Here is a 16,502-nt window from a genome sequence, read left to right on the forward strand (position 1 = left end):
ACAAAACTATACCAACTGGTCAAAAATTGATCACACGGATCAACTCAGAAGGAGCCAAGCCTGGCCTTCGCGCAAACGACCTGAAAAATGATGATCGCATCGCGATATTTGTCGAGAGAAGGTCGACCCGATTTATCATTTACAAACAAGGTGATAGTCAGCACACTCTCGCAGAGGGGCGCCATAAATTTTTTCTATACGATGATAGATAAAGAAAATGAAATGGCCAATTCTTTGAAATCTAAGCATTTCTTCGAAACGGGCAACGACATCTTCGACCTGAGGTTGTCGCCCAAACCAGAGCTCAAGGCAGAAAATCCGCTTTAAGTAAATGAATTAGTTATGAAAATTTTTTTTCCACACACCGAAACACGCGGAACCGGTTGTGATTGCAGTCTCGTGAATGTTAATTTACTTTTACTTCAACGGGGCAAATTTGTAGCAGTTCGCCAAGATCTTGGCGACTTCTAGCAAGTTCTTCGCGGACTTCCCGCGGTTTTCCCGACTAATTACAGAGATCGAGCTGCGAGAGTGGCTGGATACCTTGTGGACAGGAGGTAAGCAGGGACTTTGCCAGACTGCGGCGGTGCTGGCTCTGATCTTGCGGTTCATCCACCAAATTCATTCAGTGCTGTCAAAGCAGTTCTGAAACCCATCGACCACAAGGTTCGGCACCGGGAAGGCCACTTCCCGGTGCAACTTCTTTCCAGTTCACATGACTGAGACGTGAGCCTGACAGCCTCAGGCGGCGTCTCTGCGCGTGTTCTGACGACGGCGGCGCGGAGGCCGGCGACTTTCGGACGCGTTGTCATTCGCACCGGAAGAGGACTGCTTGCGGAACGGCTTCTTGCCGGCCGGCTTGCCGCCTCCGTTCCGGTTGCTTCCGCCGTTCCGGTTGCTTCCGCCGCGCTTGGCGCGACCGGACGCTGCGGACATCGGCGGAATTTCACCGCCAGCTACTGTAATCTCGATACCGATCAGCTTTTCAATCTGACGGAAAAGGCCGATTTCTTCGGGAGCACACAGGGCAATTGCCTCGCCTTCCGCGCCGGCACGAGCCGTACGGCCAATCCGGTGGACATAGGCTTCGGCCACTTCCGGCAGCTCAAAGTTATAAACGTGGCTGACACCCGGAATGTCGATACCGCGGGCCGCGACATCCGTTGCCACAAGCACGTTGATGGTGCCTTCCCGCAGCTCCTTGATTGCCCGGTCGCGCTGGTTCTGGCTCTTGTTTCCGTGGATCGAGCCAGCGGAAATGCCAGAATGCGAAAGCTTGCGCATCAGCCGCTCGGCGCCGTGCTTGGTACGGCAGAACACCAGCGAAAGCCCGTCCGGCTTGTCGCGAAGCTGATCGACGAGGAAATCGCCTTTCGAGTTCTTGTCCATGAAATGAACCGACTGGGTAACCTTGTCGGCGGTCTTTCCGGCCGGGGCGACTTCAACCCGCTCCGGATTGCGCAGATAGGACTGAGCCAGTTCGTTGATCTGTTTCGGCATGGTGGCGGAGAACAGCAGCGTCTGGCGCTTGTCGGCCACCAGGCCTGCAATCCGGCGCAGGGCGTGGATGAAGCCGAGATCAAGCATCTGGTCGGCTTCATCGAGGACCAGATAGGAGGCCGTACGCAGATCGATCGCTTCGCGGTCGACCAGGTCGAGCAACCGGCCCGGTGTCGCCACCAGAATGTCGGTTCCCTTGGAGAGGCGCTTGATCTGCCCGTTGATGGAAACACCGCCCACGACAGAGGAAACCCGAAGCGGGGTGTGTTTCAGAAAGGAAATCAGGTTCTTGGCGATCTGGTTTACCAGTTCGCGCGTCGGCGCCAGAATCAGCGCCCGTGTGCCCTTCGGGGCAGCTTTCTTCTTCTCCATCAGAAGCCGGTCGATCAGCGGCAGGCCGAAAGCCGCCGTTTTGCCCGTTCCGGTCTGCGCCAGACCCATCAGGTCCCGGCCTTCCAGAATCAACGGAATGGCCTTCTGCTGGATCGGCGTCGGAGCGTCATAGCCATTCTCGGAAACGGCAGTTACGAGGCCGTTGGAGAGTCCCAGGCTTTGAAAGTCGGTCAATATAAAATCCTTGGTTCAAGCGAAAACAAACGCTTGTTCAGCCGCACGTCGATGACAGTGCGACTTGAAGTTGGAGTGCGGTACAGCCGGCAGCCATCGCTGCTCGGTCTCTTTACCGCCAGACCCTCGCGTGAAATGGGAACTGGTTGAACCCCTCATTGGGTTCTTGAAGTGGCAACCCTCTTGCGACTGCCCGCCAGGACTGTGTTCCTGTGCGGGGCGCACTCTCTGCTCACGCGGCAGCGGTTGCACTGCGGTATATCGGCGGGATAGGCCGCAATGTCAAGCAAAGAAGCCAGAAAAGCTCTTTTAGCTCAAAAAGTTCGGCTGATCTCACGGTTTCAGGCGAAGCAGGCGGCCGTCATCGCTGTCAGTCAGGACATAGATGTAACCGTCTGGCCCCTGCCGGACGTCCCGGATCCGCTCGCCCAGATCCGTCAGCAGCTTTTCCTCGCCAACCACCTTGCCGTCCTGCAGGTCAACCCGGGCGAGATGCTGCCCGGCCAGAGCGCCGACCAGGAGATCGCCTTTCCATTCCGGATAGAGATCGCTGGTGACAAAGGCCATGCCGGACGGTGCAATGGATGGATCCCAATAGTGTATCGGCTGTTCCATGCCGTCTTTCGAAGTTCCTTCGCCTATCTTGGACCCCGAGTAATGACGGCCATAGGAAATCACCGGCCAGCCATAGTTCTTTCCAGCTTCGGGAATGTTGATCTCATCACCGCCGCGGGCACCGTGTTCGACGGTCCAGAGGACTCCGGTCTCAGGGTGGATCGCAGCGCTCTGCGGGTTTCGATGACCGTAGGACCAGATTTCCGGTTTGGCGTCGTCCCGGCCGATGAAGGGATTGCCGGGTGCTGGTTGCCCGTCCCGCGTCAGGCGCAGTACCGAGCCGGCGTGGTCCGATGTGTCCTGCGCGCGCTCGCCATCTCCGCGTTCGCCAACTGTCATGAACAAGGTGCCGTCTGGAGCAAAGGCAAGGCGCGATCCGAAGTGGCGGCCACCGTAGGACTTGTTGTTGCCAGAGAAGATGGTCTGCCCGTCTTCCAGAACAAAGCCGCCTTCAAAGGCATTGGATAGCCTTGCCCGGAACAGGGACGTGCCGGCACCAGCGGGCGAGCCTTGGGAATAGGTCAGGAACACCGTGCGGTCCGAGGCGAAATCCGGACTGAGGGCAATATCCAGCAAGCCGCCCTGCCCTTGCGCAAACACTTCCGGCGCACCGCCAACTTCGCTTTGCCTGCCGGAGGGATCAATGTGCTTTACCGTGCCGTCGCGCTCCGTCACCAGATAACCTTTGTCCGGCAGAAAGGCGACGCTCCAGGGATAGGACAGGCCGGCGCTGACGGTTTCGAGCTGAAGGCTGGATTGTGCCACTGCGGCAGGGGCGAGCGGCAGAACAAGCGCCGCGGCCATTGCGGCCAAACCCGGAAGAAGAGGCAATTTCAGTGTCATGAGGGCTCCACGGACGATCCATATCCGCTACTAGGTAGGTGATCGATCCGTCAGGGAAACCCGGTAAGGGGCTAAAAATCAGATCCCGGTTTCGACGGCATGTCTCGCAAAGCCTCGAGCCGGGCGGCAATTGCGCGCTTTTCATAGGCAACATTCCAGTCGATCAATGTCCGCCAGACCGCTTCCGCCTGCGCACCTTCCAGACCCAGCTCCTCGGCCCGGCCTTTCAGGGCCGCGACCATGGTTTCAATCCGCTGGTGGTCAAAGGCCTCATCCGGGTGCTGTTTCAGTTCCGCCATGCGCCGGACATATCCCTGGCGGCGGGCAAAGAGCTGCAAGAGTTCCTCGTCAAGCGCATCGATGGCGGACCGGATGTCCGTCTTGCTGACGCAGTCGGCGGGCTGTTTCAATCGGGTCATTGTAGTCTGTTTTCCAAAATAGAAAGGCGGACCGGAGGTGCCGGTCCGCCTGGATCAGAAGCAAGCGCTCTTTCAAGCCGGGATTAGCCGGCAGACCGGGTTTGCCCCTCGACGCTGGCAAGCGCCGACATGTTCACGACACCACGGGAGGTCACCGACGGTGTCAGGATATGCGCAGGCTTGGCGGTGCCCAGCAGAATGGGACCGACATGAAGCGCCTGCGTCGAAACCTTCAACAGGTTATGGGCGATGTTGGCCGCATCCAGGTTCGGGAACAGCAACAGGTTGGCCTCCCCCTTCAGCTTGCTGCCCGGCATCACCCGTTCACGCAATTCGACGCTGAGGGCGCTGTCGCCGTGCATTTCGCCGTCGACTTCCAGCTCCGGATAGCGCTTCCAGATCATTTCCAGCGCTTCACGCATCTTGCGCGAGGATGCCGTGTCGCGGGAGCCGAAGTTGGACAGCGACAGCAGGGCGATTTTCGGTTCGATGCCGAAGCGCCGAATTTCCTCGGCGGCGAGACTTGCCATTTCGCAGATCTCTTCCGCTGTCGGGTCTTCCGTAACAAACGTGTCGGACAGGAAGACCGCCCCTTGCGAGTTGATCAGCAGCGACATGGCCGACAGATCCCTGGCGGATTCACAAACGCCGATGACCTGCTTGATGTCGCGCAGGTGCCGGATAAACCGTCCTTCAAGGCCGCAGATGACCGCATCGGCATCACCGCGGCGCACCGCAAGCGCCGAAATCACGGTAGTGTTGGTTCGAACGACCGTCCGTGCCGCATTGGGCGGCATGCCCTTGCGGCCGACACACTCGAAATATTCATCGACATAGTCGCGGTAGCGCGGATCGTCCTGCGGGTTGATGAATTCGAAATCGACGTCCGGACGGATGCGAAGGCCGAACCGTTCGCAGCGCTGCTGCAGAACGTCCGGACGGCCAACCAGGATCGGCTTGGCGATATTGTCCTCGATCAGAACCTGTGCCGCCCGCAGGACACGCTCGTCCTCGCCCTCCGCATAGATGATCCGCTTCGGGTCCTTGCTGGCGTTCTGGATGATCGGCTTCATGATCAGGCCGGACCGGAAGACGAAACGGTTGAGCCGGTCCAGATACGCGGTGAAATCCTCGATCGGGCGCGTGGCGACCCCGGTTGCCATGGCCGCCTTGGCAACGGCCGGTGCAATGCGCAGGATGAGGCGCTGATCGAAGGGGGACGGGATCAGATAGTTCGGACCGAAGGTTTCGGTCTTGCCGCCATAAGCCCGCGCCGCCACGTCGGACGGTTCCTCGCGGGCAAGGCCCGCGATCGCCTCAACAGCCGCCCGCTTCATTTCCTCATTGATGGTGGTTGCACCGACATCAAGCGCGCCCCGGAAAATATAGGGGAAGCACAGGACGTTGTTGACCTGGTTCGGATAGTCGGACCGGCCGGTACACATGACAACGTCATCACGGGCGGCCTTGGCGTCTTCCGGCATGATTTCCGGGTTGGGGTTGGCCAGTGCCAGGATCAGCGGGCCCTTGCCCATCTTCTCCACCATGCTCGGCTTCAGGACACCGGCGGCGGACAGGCCCAGGAAGACATCGGCGCCATCGATCACCTGATCGAGCGACCTGAGATCCGTCTTCTGGGCAAAGACCGCCTTCCACTCGTCCATCAGGGCCTCACGGCCTTCATAGACGACGCCTTCAATATCGGTGACCCAGATGTTTTCCCGCTTCGCGCCGAGCGAGACCAGCATGTTGAGACAGGCAAGCGCCGCCGCGCCCGCACCGGAGGCAACGATCTTGGCTTCCTCGATCTTCTTGCCCGCAAGGTCCAGACCGTTGCGCACAGCGGCCCCGACGATGATCGCCGTGCCGTGCTGATCGTCGTGGAAGACCGGAATGTTCATTCGTTCCCGGAGCTTCGATTCAATCATGAAGCATTCGGGTGCCTTGATGTCCTCCAGGTTGATGCCACCGAAGGTCGGCTCCAGAACCGCCACCGCATCGACGAATTTTGCAACGTCGGTCTGCGCCACCTCGATATCGAAAACGTCGATACCGGCAAATTTCTTGAAGAGGACCGCCTTGCCTTCCATCACAGGCTTGGACGCCAGCGGGCCAATGTTGCCAAGACCGAGCACCGCCGTGCCGTTGGAGATGACCGCAACCAGATTGCCGCGCGAGGTGTAATTGGCGGCGAGCGCCGGATTGTCGGCAATCGCAAGACAAGGCGCGGCGACACCGGGTGAATAGGCCAGCGCAAGATCGCGCTGGTTGCCCAGGGGCTTGATCGCCTGGATCTCCAGTTTACCGGGGCGCGGATGCTCGTGATAGAACAGGGCCGCTTCTGTCAGATCACTTCCGGACTTGTTGCTGTCGCTCATGACGGTGCCTGTCTCCTGCCTATTCCCTAAGGTTATTTTGTTGTGTCGCAAAGCCGTCCGCTCTGTACGCGACGATGATCTGCAATTTCGTGAATACTCTGTGTGATTTAACCGGCACGTTGCCTGATGAGAACCCGTAATAGCAAGAACAGCACGAGCCCGTTCAGGATATGCCACAGGAAATGCGTGCCGATTGCAAGCCGGTCGCAAATCGGGCCATCCAGCGTCCGGAATGTCAGCGACACGGCAAAGATGACACCGGTCAGCAGCACCTCGCGCCCGAGAGGGGCGTTCCTGACGACAAACAGCCCCCCGACAACGAATATCGCCAACAGCGCAGGCACGTAACCAGCAGATGAGCCGACCAGGGGGGCGACCGCCTGCCCGGCGAAGGGGGTTGCGGCAAAAAACGCGATCACGACGCCGAGCGCCAGCCACCAGGGCAGTCCCAGAAACCGGTTCAGCGCCGCATAAAGATAGACATGGATGAACAGAGCAATCGGAATGACATCCGCAAGGCTCGCCCATCTTGTTGCAAAGGTGTGGAACAGGAACGACCCGACGCCCGTCACGAACACGATGCCGATCAGAACCAGCGCAAGGAGATCGTCCGGCGTCTTTCGGCGCCAGATTATATAGCCGGCAATAGCCGCAATCAGGAAAGCCGCATTGGTGAGCGCGTTGAGCGGCTCGGACCAGAACTCCGGCCCAATCCGCTCACAATAATTGTCCAGCCTGTCGGTCAGCGCCATCGGCTCCAACACCCGCCCCTGCTTCTTCCTTCGAAGGACTTACAACTTGGACGTGACAGTTTCCGTAATCAAGCGGCCAAGCCTTGAAATACCTTCTTCGATTTTATGATAGTCGTTGCAGGAAAAGCTGAGCCGCAGGGTGTTTGCACCGGTCCCGTCCGGATGGAAAGCGCGGCCCGGCACGAAGGCAACCCGCACCGTTTCGATGGAGGTTTCCAGCAGCGCGGCGGCATCCATCCCTTCGGGCAGGGTCATCCAAATGAACATGCCCCCTTCCGGGCGGGTCCAGCTGACACCAGTCGGCATGTGCCGCTCAAGCGCGGCCAGCATTGCATCGCGCCGGGACTTGTAGACCGCATTCGTCTTTGCCGTATGCACTTCAAAGACATTTTCGGCGACCCGGGCCATGGCTTCCTGGTTGAGCACCGGCGAATTCAGGTCACTCGCCTGCTTGATCAGAACCAGCCTGGAGATGACGTCAGCCGCCGCACAGATCCAGCCGAGGCGCAATCCCGGCGAAAGCGACTTGGAAAAGCTGCCGCAGTACAGCGTACGGGTGTTGTTGATGCCGCCCGACGCTTCGCAATCAAGCGCCAGCATTGGCGGCAGCGCTTCACCGTCGTAGCGCAGCGCCTCATAGGGCGAATCCTCGATGACTGCACAGGAGAGTTCTCCGGCCAGTGCCAGCAGGCGTTGTCGCTCGGCCAGATCCACCGTCAGGCCCGTGGGGTTGGCGAAATCGGGAGAAAGGTAAGCGAACTTGATCCGTCCACCTTTTCCGCGCGCGGTTGCCGAATAATCTTCCGCAGGGCGGTTGGCTCCAGGGTCAAGCCGGTCGTAACCGGGCTCATAGGCATTGAAAGCCTGCAATGCGCCCAGATAGGTCGGCCACTGCACCAGCGCGGTATCGCCTTCCGTCAGGAACAGTTTGCCGATGTAATCGAGCCCCTGCTGAGATCCGGAGGTGACGAGAATATTTTCTGGCCCGCACTCGACGCCAAGGCGGCGCATGTGGTTGACGATCCAGTTGCGCAGGCGGGCGCTGCCCTCGCTCATGCCGTATTGCAGGGCGCGGCCCGCACCGTCACCCGCCAGGATTTCCTGATAGGCCTCCTTGAAGGCTTCGGCGGGAAAAAGCGCCTGGTCAGGAATACCGCCAGCGAAGTTGATCACGTCCGGCTGGTCCAGCAATTTCAGGAGTTCACGGATTTCCGAGGCACGCATGCGGTTGGCGCGTCGGGCGTAGAGGCTTTCCCAGGTTGTCATCGTTGGCTCGTTACATTTTTGGATTGGTTATTTAAGTCAATAATACTGACCTAACTTTTTTGCAAGTGTCTCAATCTTGTTATTTTTTGTAATTTTATTTCAATATCAATTTGCCGCTACAGTTTGCTTGCTGCCTCTGGAAGCTGGTGCGGCTATCGCCTATGTCTGGAGAGCAAAGGAGTTCGCCATGCAACGTCTCGATGAAAGCCGCCCATTCATTCCGCTCAACATTGCCGTGCTGACGGTTTCAGACACGCGCAAGCTGGAGGAAGACCGGTCCGGCAACACGCTGGTGGAGCGGATCGAAAAGGCAGGACATGTGCTCGCGGACAGGCAGATCGTCACTGATGACGTTCCCGCCATTCAGGCAGTCGTGAAAGGCTGGATCGAAGACAAGGGCGTTGATGTGATCGTCTCGACCGGTGGCACCGGCTTTACGGGACGGGACGTGACACCGGAAGCCATGGAGCCTTTGTTCGAAAAACGCATGGACGGTTTTTCGGAGGTCTTTCACCGGATCTCCTACGACAAGATCGGCACCTCGACGATCCAGTCCCGCGCAACCGGCGGCGTCGCCGGGGCGACCTATATCTTCGTGCTGCCCGGCTCTCCCGGCGCCTGCAAGGATGCCTGGGACGGTATTCTGAAATGGCAGCTGGACTATCGTCACATGCCCTGCAATTTCGTGGAAATCATGCCCCGGCTTGACGAGCACCTGAAGCGCGGCAAGTTGCGCGAAGCGTGATCCTCGGTTGACGGTCAAGGACGTGCCCGAGGGCGCCGCGCGCCAGCGCTAGCCGTGCAGCTTGACGGCAACGCTTGCCGGAATGCGCAGAGTGCCGACGCAGAAGCGCGCAAAGGCCTGACGAAACCGTGAGACAAGCCCTTCGCGCTCAGGCTCTCCGGAGGAAACGGCAGCGGCCCGCAGGAACACCATCCGCCCGCGCCCGATCCGCTTCGCGATATCGAGATCTTCCAATTCGGGCAACGGCCGATAACCGCCGAGCTTCTGGTAAAATTGCCGGGAAATAAGCAGGCCCTGGTTGCCGTAGGGCATGCCAAGGAGTTGCGACCGCAAGGCCGCGAAGGACTCGCTCAACCGGGCGCTGAGCCCGAAGGCTTCATACCGAAGGCGGAAGCTGGCCGCTGTCCGCGGGCCATTGGGCGCACGCGCCGCCCGCTCGACAAAGGCCTGGGCTTCGTGATGCCAGCCGCTTTCCAGAAGTGTTTCCGGGCGCAGAAACAGCAGCCAGTCTCCCCGGCTTGCCGTTGAGGCGCCATAGGCCAGGCGCTCGCTGCGGGAGGCAGCGCTGCGATTGATCCAGACACATCCGGCCGCGTCGGCAACTTTCTCGGTGTTATCCGACGATCCGCCATCGACCACGATGACTTCACGGACAACACCTTCAGCGGCCGCCGGCACAAGGGCCGAAAGCGCGTGAACGAGTTCAGTTTCGGAATTTCGTGTCGCAATAATCACGCTAATCATGATCTCAAGTCTTACATGATTTTTTTCAAAGTGCGAGCGCAACTAACGAAGCAGACGCTGTTTTTTGTTCCGTTTCTTAACAAAGTTCAATAATCGGACCCGTAGCGTCACCCAATATCGAACGAGGTGATGTCTACTTTGGTCGCAAGGAAATAAAAGGCCTGGTGAATGCTGCGCCAGTACCTGTGCCGAATAGATCAGCTCGCTTCGAAAAGTTGCTTCGCCATGCCAGTACGCGCTATCCATTTGCCGGGTTTTGAAAATTTAACCCGTTCCAGCGAAAGACAGAACTGGATTTCATGGTATTTTAAGAGAGCATGCCAAAGCTGAAGCCGCTCTGCCCGATCACCACACAAGCAACAGGCGCTATGACGACACCTGATCAACAGCCAGCCTCCGGCCAAAATCGCCTGGCATGGTTCCCGAAACGAATTCTTGCGGGATTTGCCGGATTTGTTCTGGCGCTGGCTTCACAGGTTGCGACAGCGTCGGCGCGCGATCTCGTGGTGCTGGCGACGCCTGAAGAGCCTTACAAGTTCGTCGAAAACGGGGTTTCCAAAGGCATCGACGTGGAGGTTCTCGATGAGGTCATGCGCCGCCTCGGGCTTTCCTATTCGCTGGCATTTGTCGACTCCGGAACCCGCATTCAACAGGAAGCGCGTGCCGGGCGCGCGGATATGCTGCTCTTGTTTTCCAAGAAACCGGACAGGATGGAGTATCTCGTCTATCCGCAGGAAAGTTACATCGACATAAGCTGGAGCTTTTTCATCCGCGCGGAAGACGCAGGTTCAATACAATTCGAATCCTATAACGATCTGAAGGGACTGCAGATCGGCATCACCCAGGACTTTTCCTATACGCCGGAGTTTCTCGCCTCAGGTCTCAATTTCCAGACAATTGCCAGCAACAAACTGCAGATCGGCATGCTTCTGGCCAAACGTGTTGATGCGGTTCCTATGAACACGATCAGCACGCTCTACGAGGAAAAAAAGGCAGGACGTCTGGCCAAACTGGCCACCTTGCCTCTGCCGCTCATCACCAAGCCCTACTACAACGTCTTCGCCAAAGCCTCGACCTTTCCGGAGATTGAAACCCTGCCGAAGCGTTATGACGCCACCATTCGCGAAATGCAGACAGACGGCACGCTGGACGCTATCCTGGTGAAATACCTTGGCCGCCGCCCGGGCGGAAATCACCGTAGCGGCTCCTGAGGTTCTCGGCAGACCAACAGTCCACCATCTTTTGAAGCCCGAACCACGCTGGGTGAAAACGCCACCTTGCATCGCGTCGGCACCGTGATAATGTTCCCGTTATGTTCCAACCCGTAACCTGGACCTTAACGCGTGCCCGTCAGCCCTCCCGATGAGATTTCCCTTGCAGCCGATGCAACCGGTCCCCTGCCCGATGTCCGCTCCATCGCCGAGCACAGACGTCGGGGGCGCGCGGCCGCGCTCAATGTGTCCGGCCGGTTCGAAAAACTGTCGCGGGAATGTTTCGATGATGGCTGGGAAAGCCTTGAAGACCTGCCGCCGCTGAAAACACAGGTGCAGGAGGAGCGTGCGCGGACGATCATTTCCCGGAACGAATCGCCTGATATTTCCTTCGACCGCTCGATCAATCCCTACCGGGGCTGCGAGCACGGGTGCATCTACTGTTTCGCCCGGCCAAGCCACGCATTCATGGGGCTGTCGCCGGGGCTGGATTTCGAAACCAGACTGTTTGCCAAACCCAACGCCGCACAGCTTCTGGAGCGTGAACTGTCCCGGCCCGGCTACCAGCCGCGCGTAATTGCCATTGGAACCAACACAGACCCCTACCAGCCGATGGAACGCGGCTACAAGCTGATGCGTGAGATCCTGGAGGTTCTGGACAATTGCTCCCACCCGGTCGCCATCGTCACCAAGTCGGCACTGGTGACGCGCGATATCGACATATTGTCGAGGCTGGCGGAGCGAAACCTGGTGAAGGTCGGCCTTTCGGTCACGACGCTCGACAAGAAACTTTGCCGTGCGATGGAACCGCGCGCCTCTGCGCCGCACAAGCGGCTTGAGGCTGTGCGGGCGCTGTCGCAAGCCGGAATTCCGACGTCCGTCATGATGGCGCCGGTGATCCCTGCCCTGACAGACAACGAGATTGAAAACGTGCTGGAAGCTGCGGCCGAACATGGCGCGACGGAGGTCGCCTATATCCTGCTGCGGCTGCCGCTGGAAGTATCGGAACTGTTTCGCGACTGGCTGCTGCGCGCGCGTCCGGACCGCTATCGCCATGTCATGAACCTGATCCGGTCCATGCGTGGCGGCAAGGACTATGATGCCAAATGGGGCGAACGCATGCGCGGGCGCGGCCCTTATGCCGACCAGATTGCCAAACGCTTCTCCCTTGCAGCGAAACGGCTGGGTCTCAATCTCCGGCGGAAGAAACTGAATACGGAAGCCTTCGTCCAACCGCAAAAAGGCGGTGTGCAATTGGATCTCTTTTGACGCAACATCTTGAGAAACGGGTGGGCTGGCGGCAGGGTGCATATCATGACGTTCAGCCCTTCCCTCTTCGACCTTGCCTTTCCCGATAGCCCGGATCTTGCCGTTGAACGCAATCACGCTGCTGCGTTCGACGGGCGGCTTTGCGGGGTCGATGAAGCGGGCCGTGGTCCCTGGGCCGGGCCTGTCGTAACCGCCGCCGTCATCCTTGACTATGACCGGCTGCCCGACGGCCTCAACGATTCAAAGAAGCTGACCGAGGCCCGGCGAGAAGAGCTCTTTGAACAGATTGTTGCGACGGCCCATGTTTCGCTCGCCAGCGCGTCACCGGCAACCATCGATGCTTTGAACATTCGCACCGCGACCCTGACGGCCATGGTGCGGGCCGTCAATCACCTGCCCCTCGTTCCCGATTACGTTCTGGTCGATGGCCGTGACGTGCCGCCGGGGCTGAAACAGGCCGGACAGGCGCTGATCAAGGGCGATGGGCGCTGCCTGTGCGTAGCGGCAGCCTCTATCGTCGCCAAGGTCACAAGGGACCGGATGATGGTTCACCTGGACGCCCGTTTTCCGGACTACGGGTTTGCCCAGCACAAGGGATATGGCGTGCCGCAGCATCAGTTGGCTCTGGTCCGCCACGGCCCGACGGTTCACCATCGCATGAGCTTCAAACCGGTCAGGCTGGCAGCCGGCTCGTGAAGAAGGTCAGCCCAAAGTCCGGCATGCCAACGCGAGGCTTGCCTCCGAACATGGAACTCCGTGACGCCACTTCGGCCGATCTCGATGCCTTGGCGGCCCTTTCAATCGAAGTGTGGCTGGACACCTACGCTCTTGATGGCATACCCGACAGCCACGCCAGACATGTTCTGCGCACCTATTCACCGCAGGCGTTCGCAGACGTCCTGCAAGCCCCTGACAAGCGTCTGATCGTTTGCCGCTCGGACTCAGGCCTGCTCGGATATCTGCAACTCGACCTCGAGGCGAAACCTGTTCAACCCGGATCGGGAACGGTTGAAATCGTGACCCTTTACGTCCGGCGCAATCATCAGGGCTTGGGGGTGGGCTGCAAGCTTCTTGAAGCCGCCTCCCGCCTCGTCCGGCAAGCGGGCCAGCCGAAGTTTTTTCTGACTGTCTACGAGGGGAACGAGAAAGCCATCGGGTTCTACAAGGCCCGAGGACTGATCGAAGAAGGCCGCTGGTCATTCGACTTCGAAGGCGGCTCTGCCCCCAACCTGATCATGACACGGGACCTGTCCGATGCCGGCCCGAAAACAGGCTGAAAACGGACTGACGCAGTCCGGAACTCTTCCGGTCCCAAATCACGACCACAATTGCCGGGACAGCTTGCGCCTGCACGCCACATCTGCCGCTTGCCAGGCTCACACAGTCTCTTGGCCCTCGTCGGACAGTTTCGCGCTTAGTCGGAGCAAGACGTCTTGTCGCCGTTCCATCAAACGCCCAGGCCGTCCGTTCCCAGAAACAAAAAAGCGGCCCCGAAAGGCCGCTTCTTCAATTCGTCAGCAGAGTGGACCGAACTTAGTTCAGCCGCTCCTTCACCTGCGCAATGCTGTTGGTGAGGATGTCGTCGGCGACTTTGTCCTTCACCTTGGCGGCAAGGATTTCCTCAGCCGCAGCAACGGCAATATCGGCGGCCTTGGCGCGGACTTCTGCGATTGCCTGGCTTTCGGCCTGTGCAATCTTGTCTTCCGCGGCCTTGGTGCGGCGAGCAATCATTTCGTCCAGAGCCTGGCTGGTTTCGAGCGTCAGGCGCTCGGCTTCCGAGTTGGCTTCTGCAATGATGGCTTCCGCTTCGCCTTCGGCTTCGTGACGCTTGCGCTGATACTCAGACAAGAGAGCCTGGGCTTCTTCACGCATCTTGCGTGCGTCTTCCAGTTCCTTGCGGATCGTTTCAGCGCGGTCGTCCAGTGAACCGTTGATCTTGGCCGGAACCTTGACGTAGAAAATTACGACGAAGAACAGGATAAGACCGATCAGGGCCCAAAATGTAGCGTCCATGACGGTCTCCTCAGTTCATCGCCGACTTGAGCGCCTTGGTCAGGTCGGTCTTGGTCGGAGCTTTGCCGATCAGCTGCTCGACGAGCGCTGAAGCGGTTTCTCCGGCAATATCCCCGATCTGAGAAAGGGCATCGGTCTTGGTTGCGGCGATCTGTGCCTCAGCTTCTTTCAGCTTCCCGTTCAGCTCGGCTTCCACCTTTTCGCGGCGAGCTTCGTGTTCAGCCTTGAGCTTGGACCGCGTGTCATGGGCAATGCCATGAGCCTTGTTGCGGGCTTCGGCCAGCGCCTGCTCGTAAGCTGCGATCGCAGCGTCGGTTTCTTCCTTCAGCCGGTTGGCTTCGGAAATGTCACCTGCGATACGGTCCCTGCGGTCTTCCAGAATGCCTGAGATCCGCGGAACGGCCACATTCTTCATGATCCAGTAGAACACGCCGAACGTGATCGCGAGCCACAAGAGCTGGGAGGCGAATGTGGTGCTGTCAAAAGGCGGGAAACCCGCGCCATGCTCTGCGGCCGGCACTTCTATGGCTTCGTGCATGCCTTCTGTGGTCGAGTGAGTTTGGCCTGCCATTTCCAGTCTCCTAAATCCGGCTGGGCGGCGCTAGAGCGCGCCGCCACCGGAGTCGCATCGGTCGTCGCTAAAATTTAGCGATTAAGCGAACAGGAGGATCAGAGCCACCAGCAGGGAGAAGATGCCCAGAGCTTCCGTCACGGCGAAGCCGAAGATCAGACGGCCGAACTGGCCATCAGCAGCGGACGGGTTGCGCAGAGCGCCTGCGAGGTAGTTACCGAAAATGTTGCCGAGGCCGATGCCTGCGCCGCCCATGCCCAGGCATGCGATACCGGCACCGATGTATTTTGCTGCTTCTGCTTCCATGACACGTGCTCCTAAATGGTGTTTGCAGATTGCTCACTCGCGGCGCAAAGGCCGTGTGATTGGGTTACCCTCAGTGTGAAGGATGAATGGCGTCGTTCAGGTACATGCAGGTCAGAACGGTGAAGACGTATGCCTGCAGGAACGCGACCAGGAATTCCAGAGCCGTCAGGGCAACCGTCATTCCGAGAGGGAGAATGGATCCGAAGATACCGACCGCACCCATCGCGCTAAGGCTGACGATGAATCCGGAGAACACTTTCAGCGTGATGTGACCGGCAAGCATGTTCGCGAAAAGACGAACGGACAGGCTGATCGGACGTGAAAGGAACGAAATCACCTCGATCAGCGTCACGAGCGGGATCAGTGCCCCAGGCACGCCACTCGGGACGAAAAGCTTGAGGAACTTCATGCCATTTTTCATGAAGCCGTAGATGATCACGGTGAGGATCACCAGCATCGCCAGGGCGAAGGTCACGATGATGTGGCTGGTGATGGTAAAGAAGTACGGGAACATCCCGAAAAGGTTCGCGACCAGAACGAACATGAAGAGAGAGAACACGAGAGGGAAGAAGCGCATCCCTTCCGTTCCCGCAGAACTTCGCAATGTCCCGGCTACAAACTCATACGCCATTTCCGAAATCGACTGCAGACGGGTCGGAACAAGTCCGCGACCGCTGGTCGAGAAAATCAGGAATGCAGACGTCGCCGCCACGGTCAAAACCATGAACAACGAAGAGTTGGTGAAAGAGAAATCCATGCCCCCGACTTCAATCGGGAATAGCGTCTGGATATGGAACTGATGGATCGGATCGTTCGCCACCGGCCAGCCTTCTTCGTTCGTTCATATCAATGCGCCAAAAGGCGCGACAAATTCTATTTCGATCTGTCGTTCTGAACGTCTTTTTCGCGCTGGACCTTGGCATCCGGCTGCTCGACGACACCCGCCGCGCGCAGAACGTTCAAGATCCCGGCTACGAAACCCAGCAGCAGAAAGACGATCAGCCCGAAAGGCGATGTCCCAAACCACTGGTCGGCTACCCAACCAATCCCGGCCCCCACCAGCACACCGGCGATAAACTCAGAAGAGAGTTTCATTGCCTGCGCGTATCCGGATGAGCTGCTTTGTGACTTCCGAGCGGTCTTTTCTTCAACCACCCTCAAGTCGTCAAGCTTCCGGTTCAATTGAGCCCGCCGTTCCGACAGACCCGCTTCCGGGGAACCAGCCGCCCGATCCTTATTATCGCCGTTTTGCGAAGACATGTTCTTAAGTCCTCAGCTCGCGCCGACATGGTTGATCCGACAA

The 16,502-nt window shown here is 58.8% G+C and carries 17 protein-coding genes; 5 read left to right on the forward strand and 12 right to left on the reverse strand.

The features are described from left to right. Positions 1 to 741: 741 nt before the first annotated feature. From V1T76_RS02245 to V1T76_RS02270, 6 genes are all read right to left on the reverse strand, one after another. The gene (locus V1T76_RS02245; protein WP_330558992.1) at positions 742 to 2,067 is read right to left on the reverse strand and encodes a DEAD/DEAH box helicase; all 1,326 of its coding nucleotides are present in this window, start codon (positions 2,065 to 2,067) and stop codon (positions 742 to 744) included. Positions 2,068 to 2,400: 333 nt separating this feature from the next. Next, positions 2,401 to 3,525 carry a PQQ-dependent sugar dehydrogenase gene (locus V1T76_RS02250; protein WP_442970071.1) on the reverse strand — a complete coding sequence of 375 codons (1,125 nt, stop codon included), beginning with the start codon at positions 3,523 to 3,525 and terminating at the stop codon, positions 2,401 to 2,403. Positions 3,526 to 3,596: 71 nt separating this feature from the next. Then, positions 3,597 to 3,944: a chorismate mutase gene (locus V1T76_RS02255; protein WP_330558993.1), complete on the reverse strand. Its 348-nt coding sequence runs from the start codon at positions 3,942 to 3,944 to the stop codon at positions 3,597 to 3,599. A gap of 83 nt (positions 3,945 to 4,027) precedes the next feature. Next, positions 4,028 to 6,322 carry an NADP-dependent malic enzyme gene (locus V1T76_RS02260; protein ID WP_330558994.1) on the reverse strand — a complete coding sequence of 765 codons (2,295 nt, stop codon included), beginning with the start codon at positions 6,320 to 6,322 and terminating at the stop codon, positions 4,028 to 4,030. 107 nt (positions 6,323 to 6,429) lie between these two features. After that, positions 6,430 to 7,086, reverse strand: a complete 657-nt coding sequence (locus tag V1T76_RS02265) for a ceramidase domain-containing protein (protein ID WP_330558995.1) — start codon at positions 7,084 to 7,086, stop codon at positions 6,430 to 6,432. A gap of 27 nt (positions 7,087 to 7,113) precedes the next feature. Then, the gene (locus V1T76_RS02270; protein WP_330558996.1) at positions 7,114 to 8,340 is read right to left on the reverse strand and encodes an aminotransferase-like domain-containing protein; all 1,227 of its coding nucleotides are present in this window, start codon (positions 8,338 to 8,340) and stop codon (positions 7,114 to 7,116) included. Positions 8,341 to 8,527: 187 nt separating this feature from the next. Here V1T76_RS02270 and moaB point away from each other — a divergent pair, with 187 nt between their 5' ends. Beyond that, positions 8,528 to 9,085, forward strand: a complete 558-nt coding sequence (gene moaB, locus V1T76_RS02275) for a molybdenum cofactor biosynthesis protein B (protein WP_330558997.1) — start codon at positions 8,528 to 8,530, stop codon at positions 9,083 to 9,085. A 48-nt stretch (positions 9,086 to 9,133) separates the two neighbouring features. Here moaB and V1T76_RS02280 read toward each other — a convergent pair whose 3' ends face one another. Beyond that, complete coding sequence (locus V1T76_RS02280; RefSeq protein ID WP_330558998.1) at positions 9,134 to 9,829, reverse strand: glycosyltransferase; 696 nt, start codon at positions 9,827 to 9,829, stop codon at positions 9,134 to 9,136. A gap of 317 nt (positions 9,830 to 10,146) precedes the next feature. On the opposite strand from V1T76_RS02280, the gene V1T76_RS02285 reads away from it, so the two are divergent. The 4 genes from V1T76_RS02285 to V1T76_RS02300 all read left to right on the forward strand — a co-directional run bounded on the left by V1T76_RS02285 (position 10,147) and on the right by V1T76_RS02300 (position 13,586). Then, positions 10,147 to 11,040 carry a substrate-binding periplasmic protein gene (locus V1T76_RS02285; RefSeq protein WP_330558999.1) on the forward strand — a complete coding sequence of 298 codons (894 nt, stop codon included), beginning with the start codon at positions 10,147 to 10,149 and terminating at the stop codon, positions 11,038 to 11,040. A 156-nt stretch (positions 11,041 to 11,196) separates the two neighbouring features. Further along, positions 11,197 to 12,309, forward strand: coding sequence for a PA0069 family radical SAM protein (locus V1T76_RS02290; protein WP_330559406.1), 1,113 nt, complete (start codon positions 11,197 to 11,199; stop codon positions 12,307 to 12,309). Positions 12,310 to 12,354: 45 nt separating this feature from the next. After that, positions 12,355 to 13,005: a ribonuclease HII gene (locus tag V1T76_RS02295; RefSeq protein WP_330559000.1), complete on the forward strand. Its 651-nt coding sequence runs from the start codon at positions 12,355 to 12,357 to the stop codon at positions 13,003 to 13,005. Between the two features lie 50 nt (positions 13,006 to 13,055). After that, complete coding sequence (locus tag V1T76_RS02300; RefSeq protein ID WP_330559001.1) at positions 13,056 to 13,586, forward strand: GNAT family N-acetyltransferase; 531 nt, start codon at positions 13,056 to 13,058, stop codon at positions 13,584 to 13,586. Positions 13,587 to 13,842: 256 nt separating this feature from the next. Here V1T76_RS02300 and V1T76_RS02305 read toward each other — a convergent pair whose 3' ends face one another. From V1T76_RS02305 to V1T76_RS02325, 5 genes are all read right to left on the reverse strand, one after another. Then, on the reverse strand, positions 13,843 to 14,322 hold the full coding sequence (locus tag V1T76_RS02305; protein WP_330559002.1) for a F0F1 ATP synthase subunit B family protein: 480 nt from the start codon (positions 14,320 to 14,322) through the stop codon (positions 13,843 to 13,845). Positions 14,323 to 14,332: 10 nt separating this feature from the next. Further along, positions 14,333 to 14,893: a F0F1 ATP synthase subunit B gene (locus V1T76_RS02310; protein ID WP_330559003.1), complete on the reverse strand. Its 561-nt coding sequence runs from the start codon at positions 14,891 to 14,893 to the stop codon at positions 14,333 to 14,335. A gap of 81 nt (positions 14,894 to 14,974) precedes the next feature. Then, on the reverse strand, positions 14,975 to 15,199 hold the full coding sequence (locus V1T76_RS02315) for a F0F1 ATP synthase subunit C (protein WP_006935776.1): 225 nt from the start codon (positions 15,197 to 15,199) through the stop codon (positions 14,975 to 14,977). Positions 15,200 to 15,269: 70 nt separating this feature from the next. Further along, entirely contained in the window at positions 15,270 to 16,019 is a 750-nt protein-coding gene (locus V1T76_RS02320; RefSeq protein ID WP_023001969.1) for a F0F1 ATP synthase subunit A, read from the reverse strand. A 53-nt stretch (positions 16,020 to 16,072) separates the two neighbouring features. Next, positions 16,073 to 16,459 (reverse strand): AtpZ/AtpI family protein, encoded by a 387-nt coding sequence (locus tag V1T76_RS02325; protein WP_330559006.1) that lies wholly within the window; start codon positions 16,457 to 16,459, stop codon positions 16,073 to 16,075. Positions 16,460 to 16,502 lie beyond the last annotated feature (43 nt).

Source organism: Roseibium sp. FZY0029 (assembly GCF_036350355.1).
In the GTDB taxonomy this organism is placed as follows: Bacteria; Pseudomonadota; Alphaproteobacteria; order Rhizobiales; family Stappiaceae; genus Roseibium.

Excerpts from the sequence above, each read along its gene's own strand:
- V1T76_RS02250 (WP_442970071.1), bottom strand. The coding sequence starts at position 3,525 with ATGACACTGAAATTGCCTCTTCTTCCGGGTTTGGCCGCAATGGCCGCG.
- V1T76_RS02255 (WP_330558993.1), bottom strand. The coding sequence starts at position 3,944 with ATGACCCGATTGAAACAGCCCGCCGACTGCGTCAGCAAGACGGACATC.
- V1T76_RS02260 (WP_330558994.1), bottom strand. The coding sequence starts at position 6,322 with ATGAGCGACAGCAACAAGTCCGGAAGTGATCTGACAGAAGCGGCCCTG.
- V1T76_RS02270 (WP_330558996.1), bottom strand. The coding sequence starts at position 8,340 with ATGACAACCTGGGAAAGCCTCTACGCCCGACGCGCCAACCGCATGCGT.
- moaB (WP_330558997.1), top strand. The coding sequence starts at position 8,528 with ATGCAACGTCTCGATGAAAGCCGCCCATTCATTCCGCTCAACATTGCC.
- V1T76_RS02280 (WP_330558998.1), bottom strand. The coding sequence starts at position 9,829 with ATGATTAGCGTGATTATTGCGACACGAAATTCCGAAACTGAACTCGTT.
- V1T76_RS02285 (WP_330558999.1), top strand. The coding sequence starts at position 10,147 with ATGCCAAAGCTGAAGCCGCTCTGCCCGATCACCACACAAGCAACAGGC.
- V1T76_RS02295 (WP_330559000.1), top strand. The coding sequence starts at position 12,355 with ATGACGTTCAGCCCTTCCCTCTTCGACCTTGCCTTTCCCGATAGCCCG.
- V1T76_RS02300 (WP_330559001.1), top strand. The coding sequence starts at position 13,056 with ATGGAACTCCGTGACGCCACTTCGGCCGATCTCGATGCCTTGGCGGCC.
- V1T76_RS02305 (WP_330559002.1), bottom strand. The coding sequence starts at position 14,322 with ATGGACGCTACATTTTGGGCCCTGATCGGTCTTATCCTGTTCTTCGTC.
- V1T76_RS02310 (WP_330559003.1), bottom strand. The coding sequence starts at position 14,893 with ATGGCAGGCCAAACTCACTCGACCACAGAAGGCATGCACGAAGCCATA.
- V1T76_RS02315 (WP_006935776.1), bottom strand. The coding sequence starts at position 15,199 with ATGGAAGCAGAAGCAGCAAAATACATCGGTGCCGGTATCGCATGCCTG.
- V1T76_RS02325 (WP_330559006.1), bottom strand. The coding sequence starts at position 16,459 with ATGTCTTCGCAAAACGGCGATAATAAGGATCGGGCGGCTGGTTCCCCG.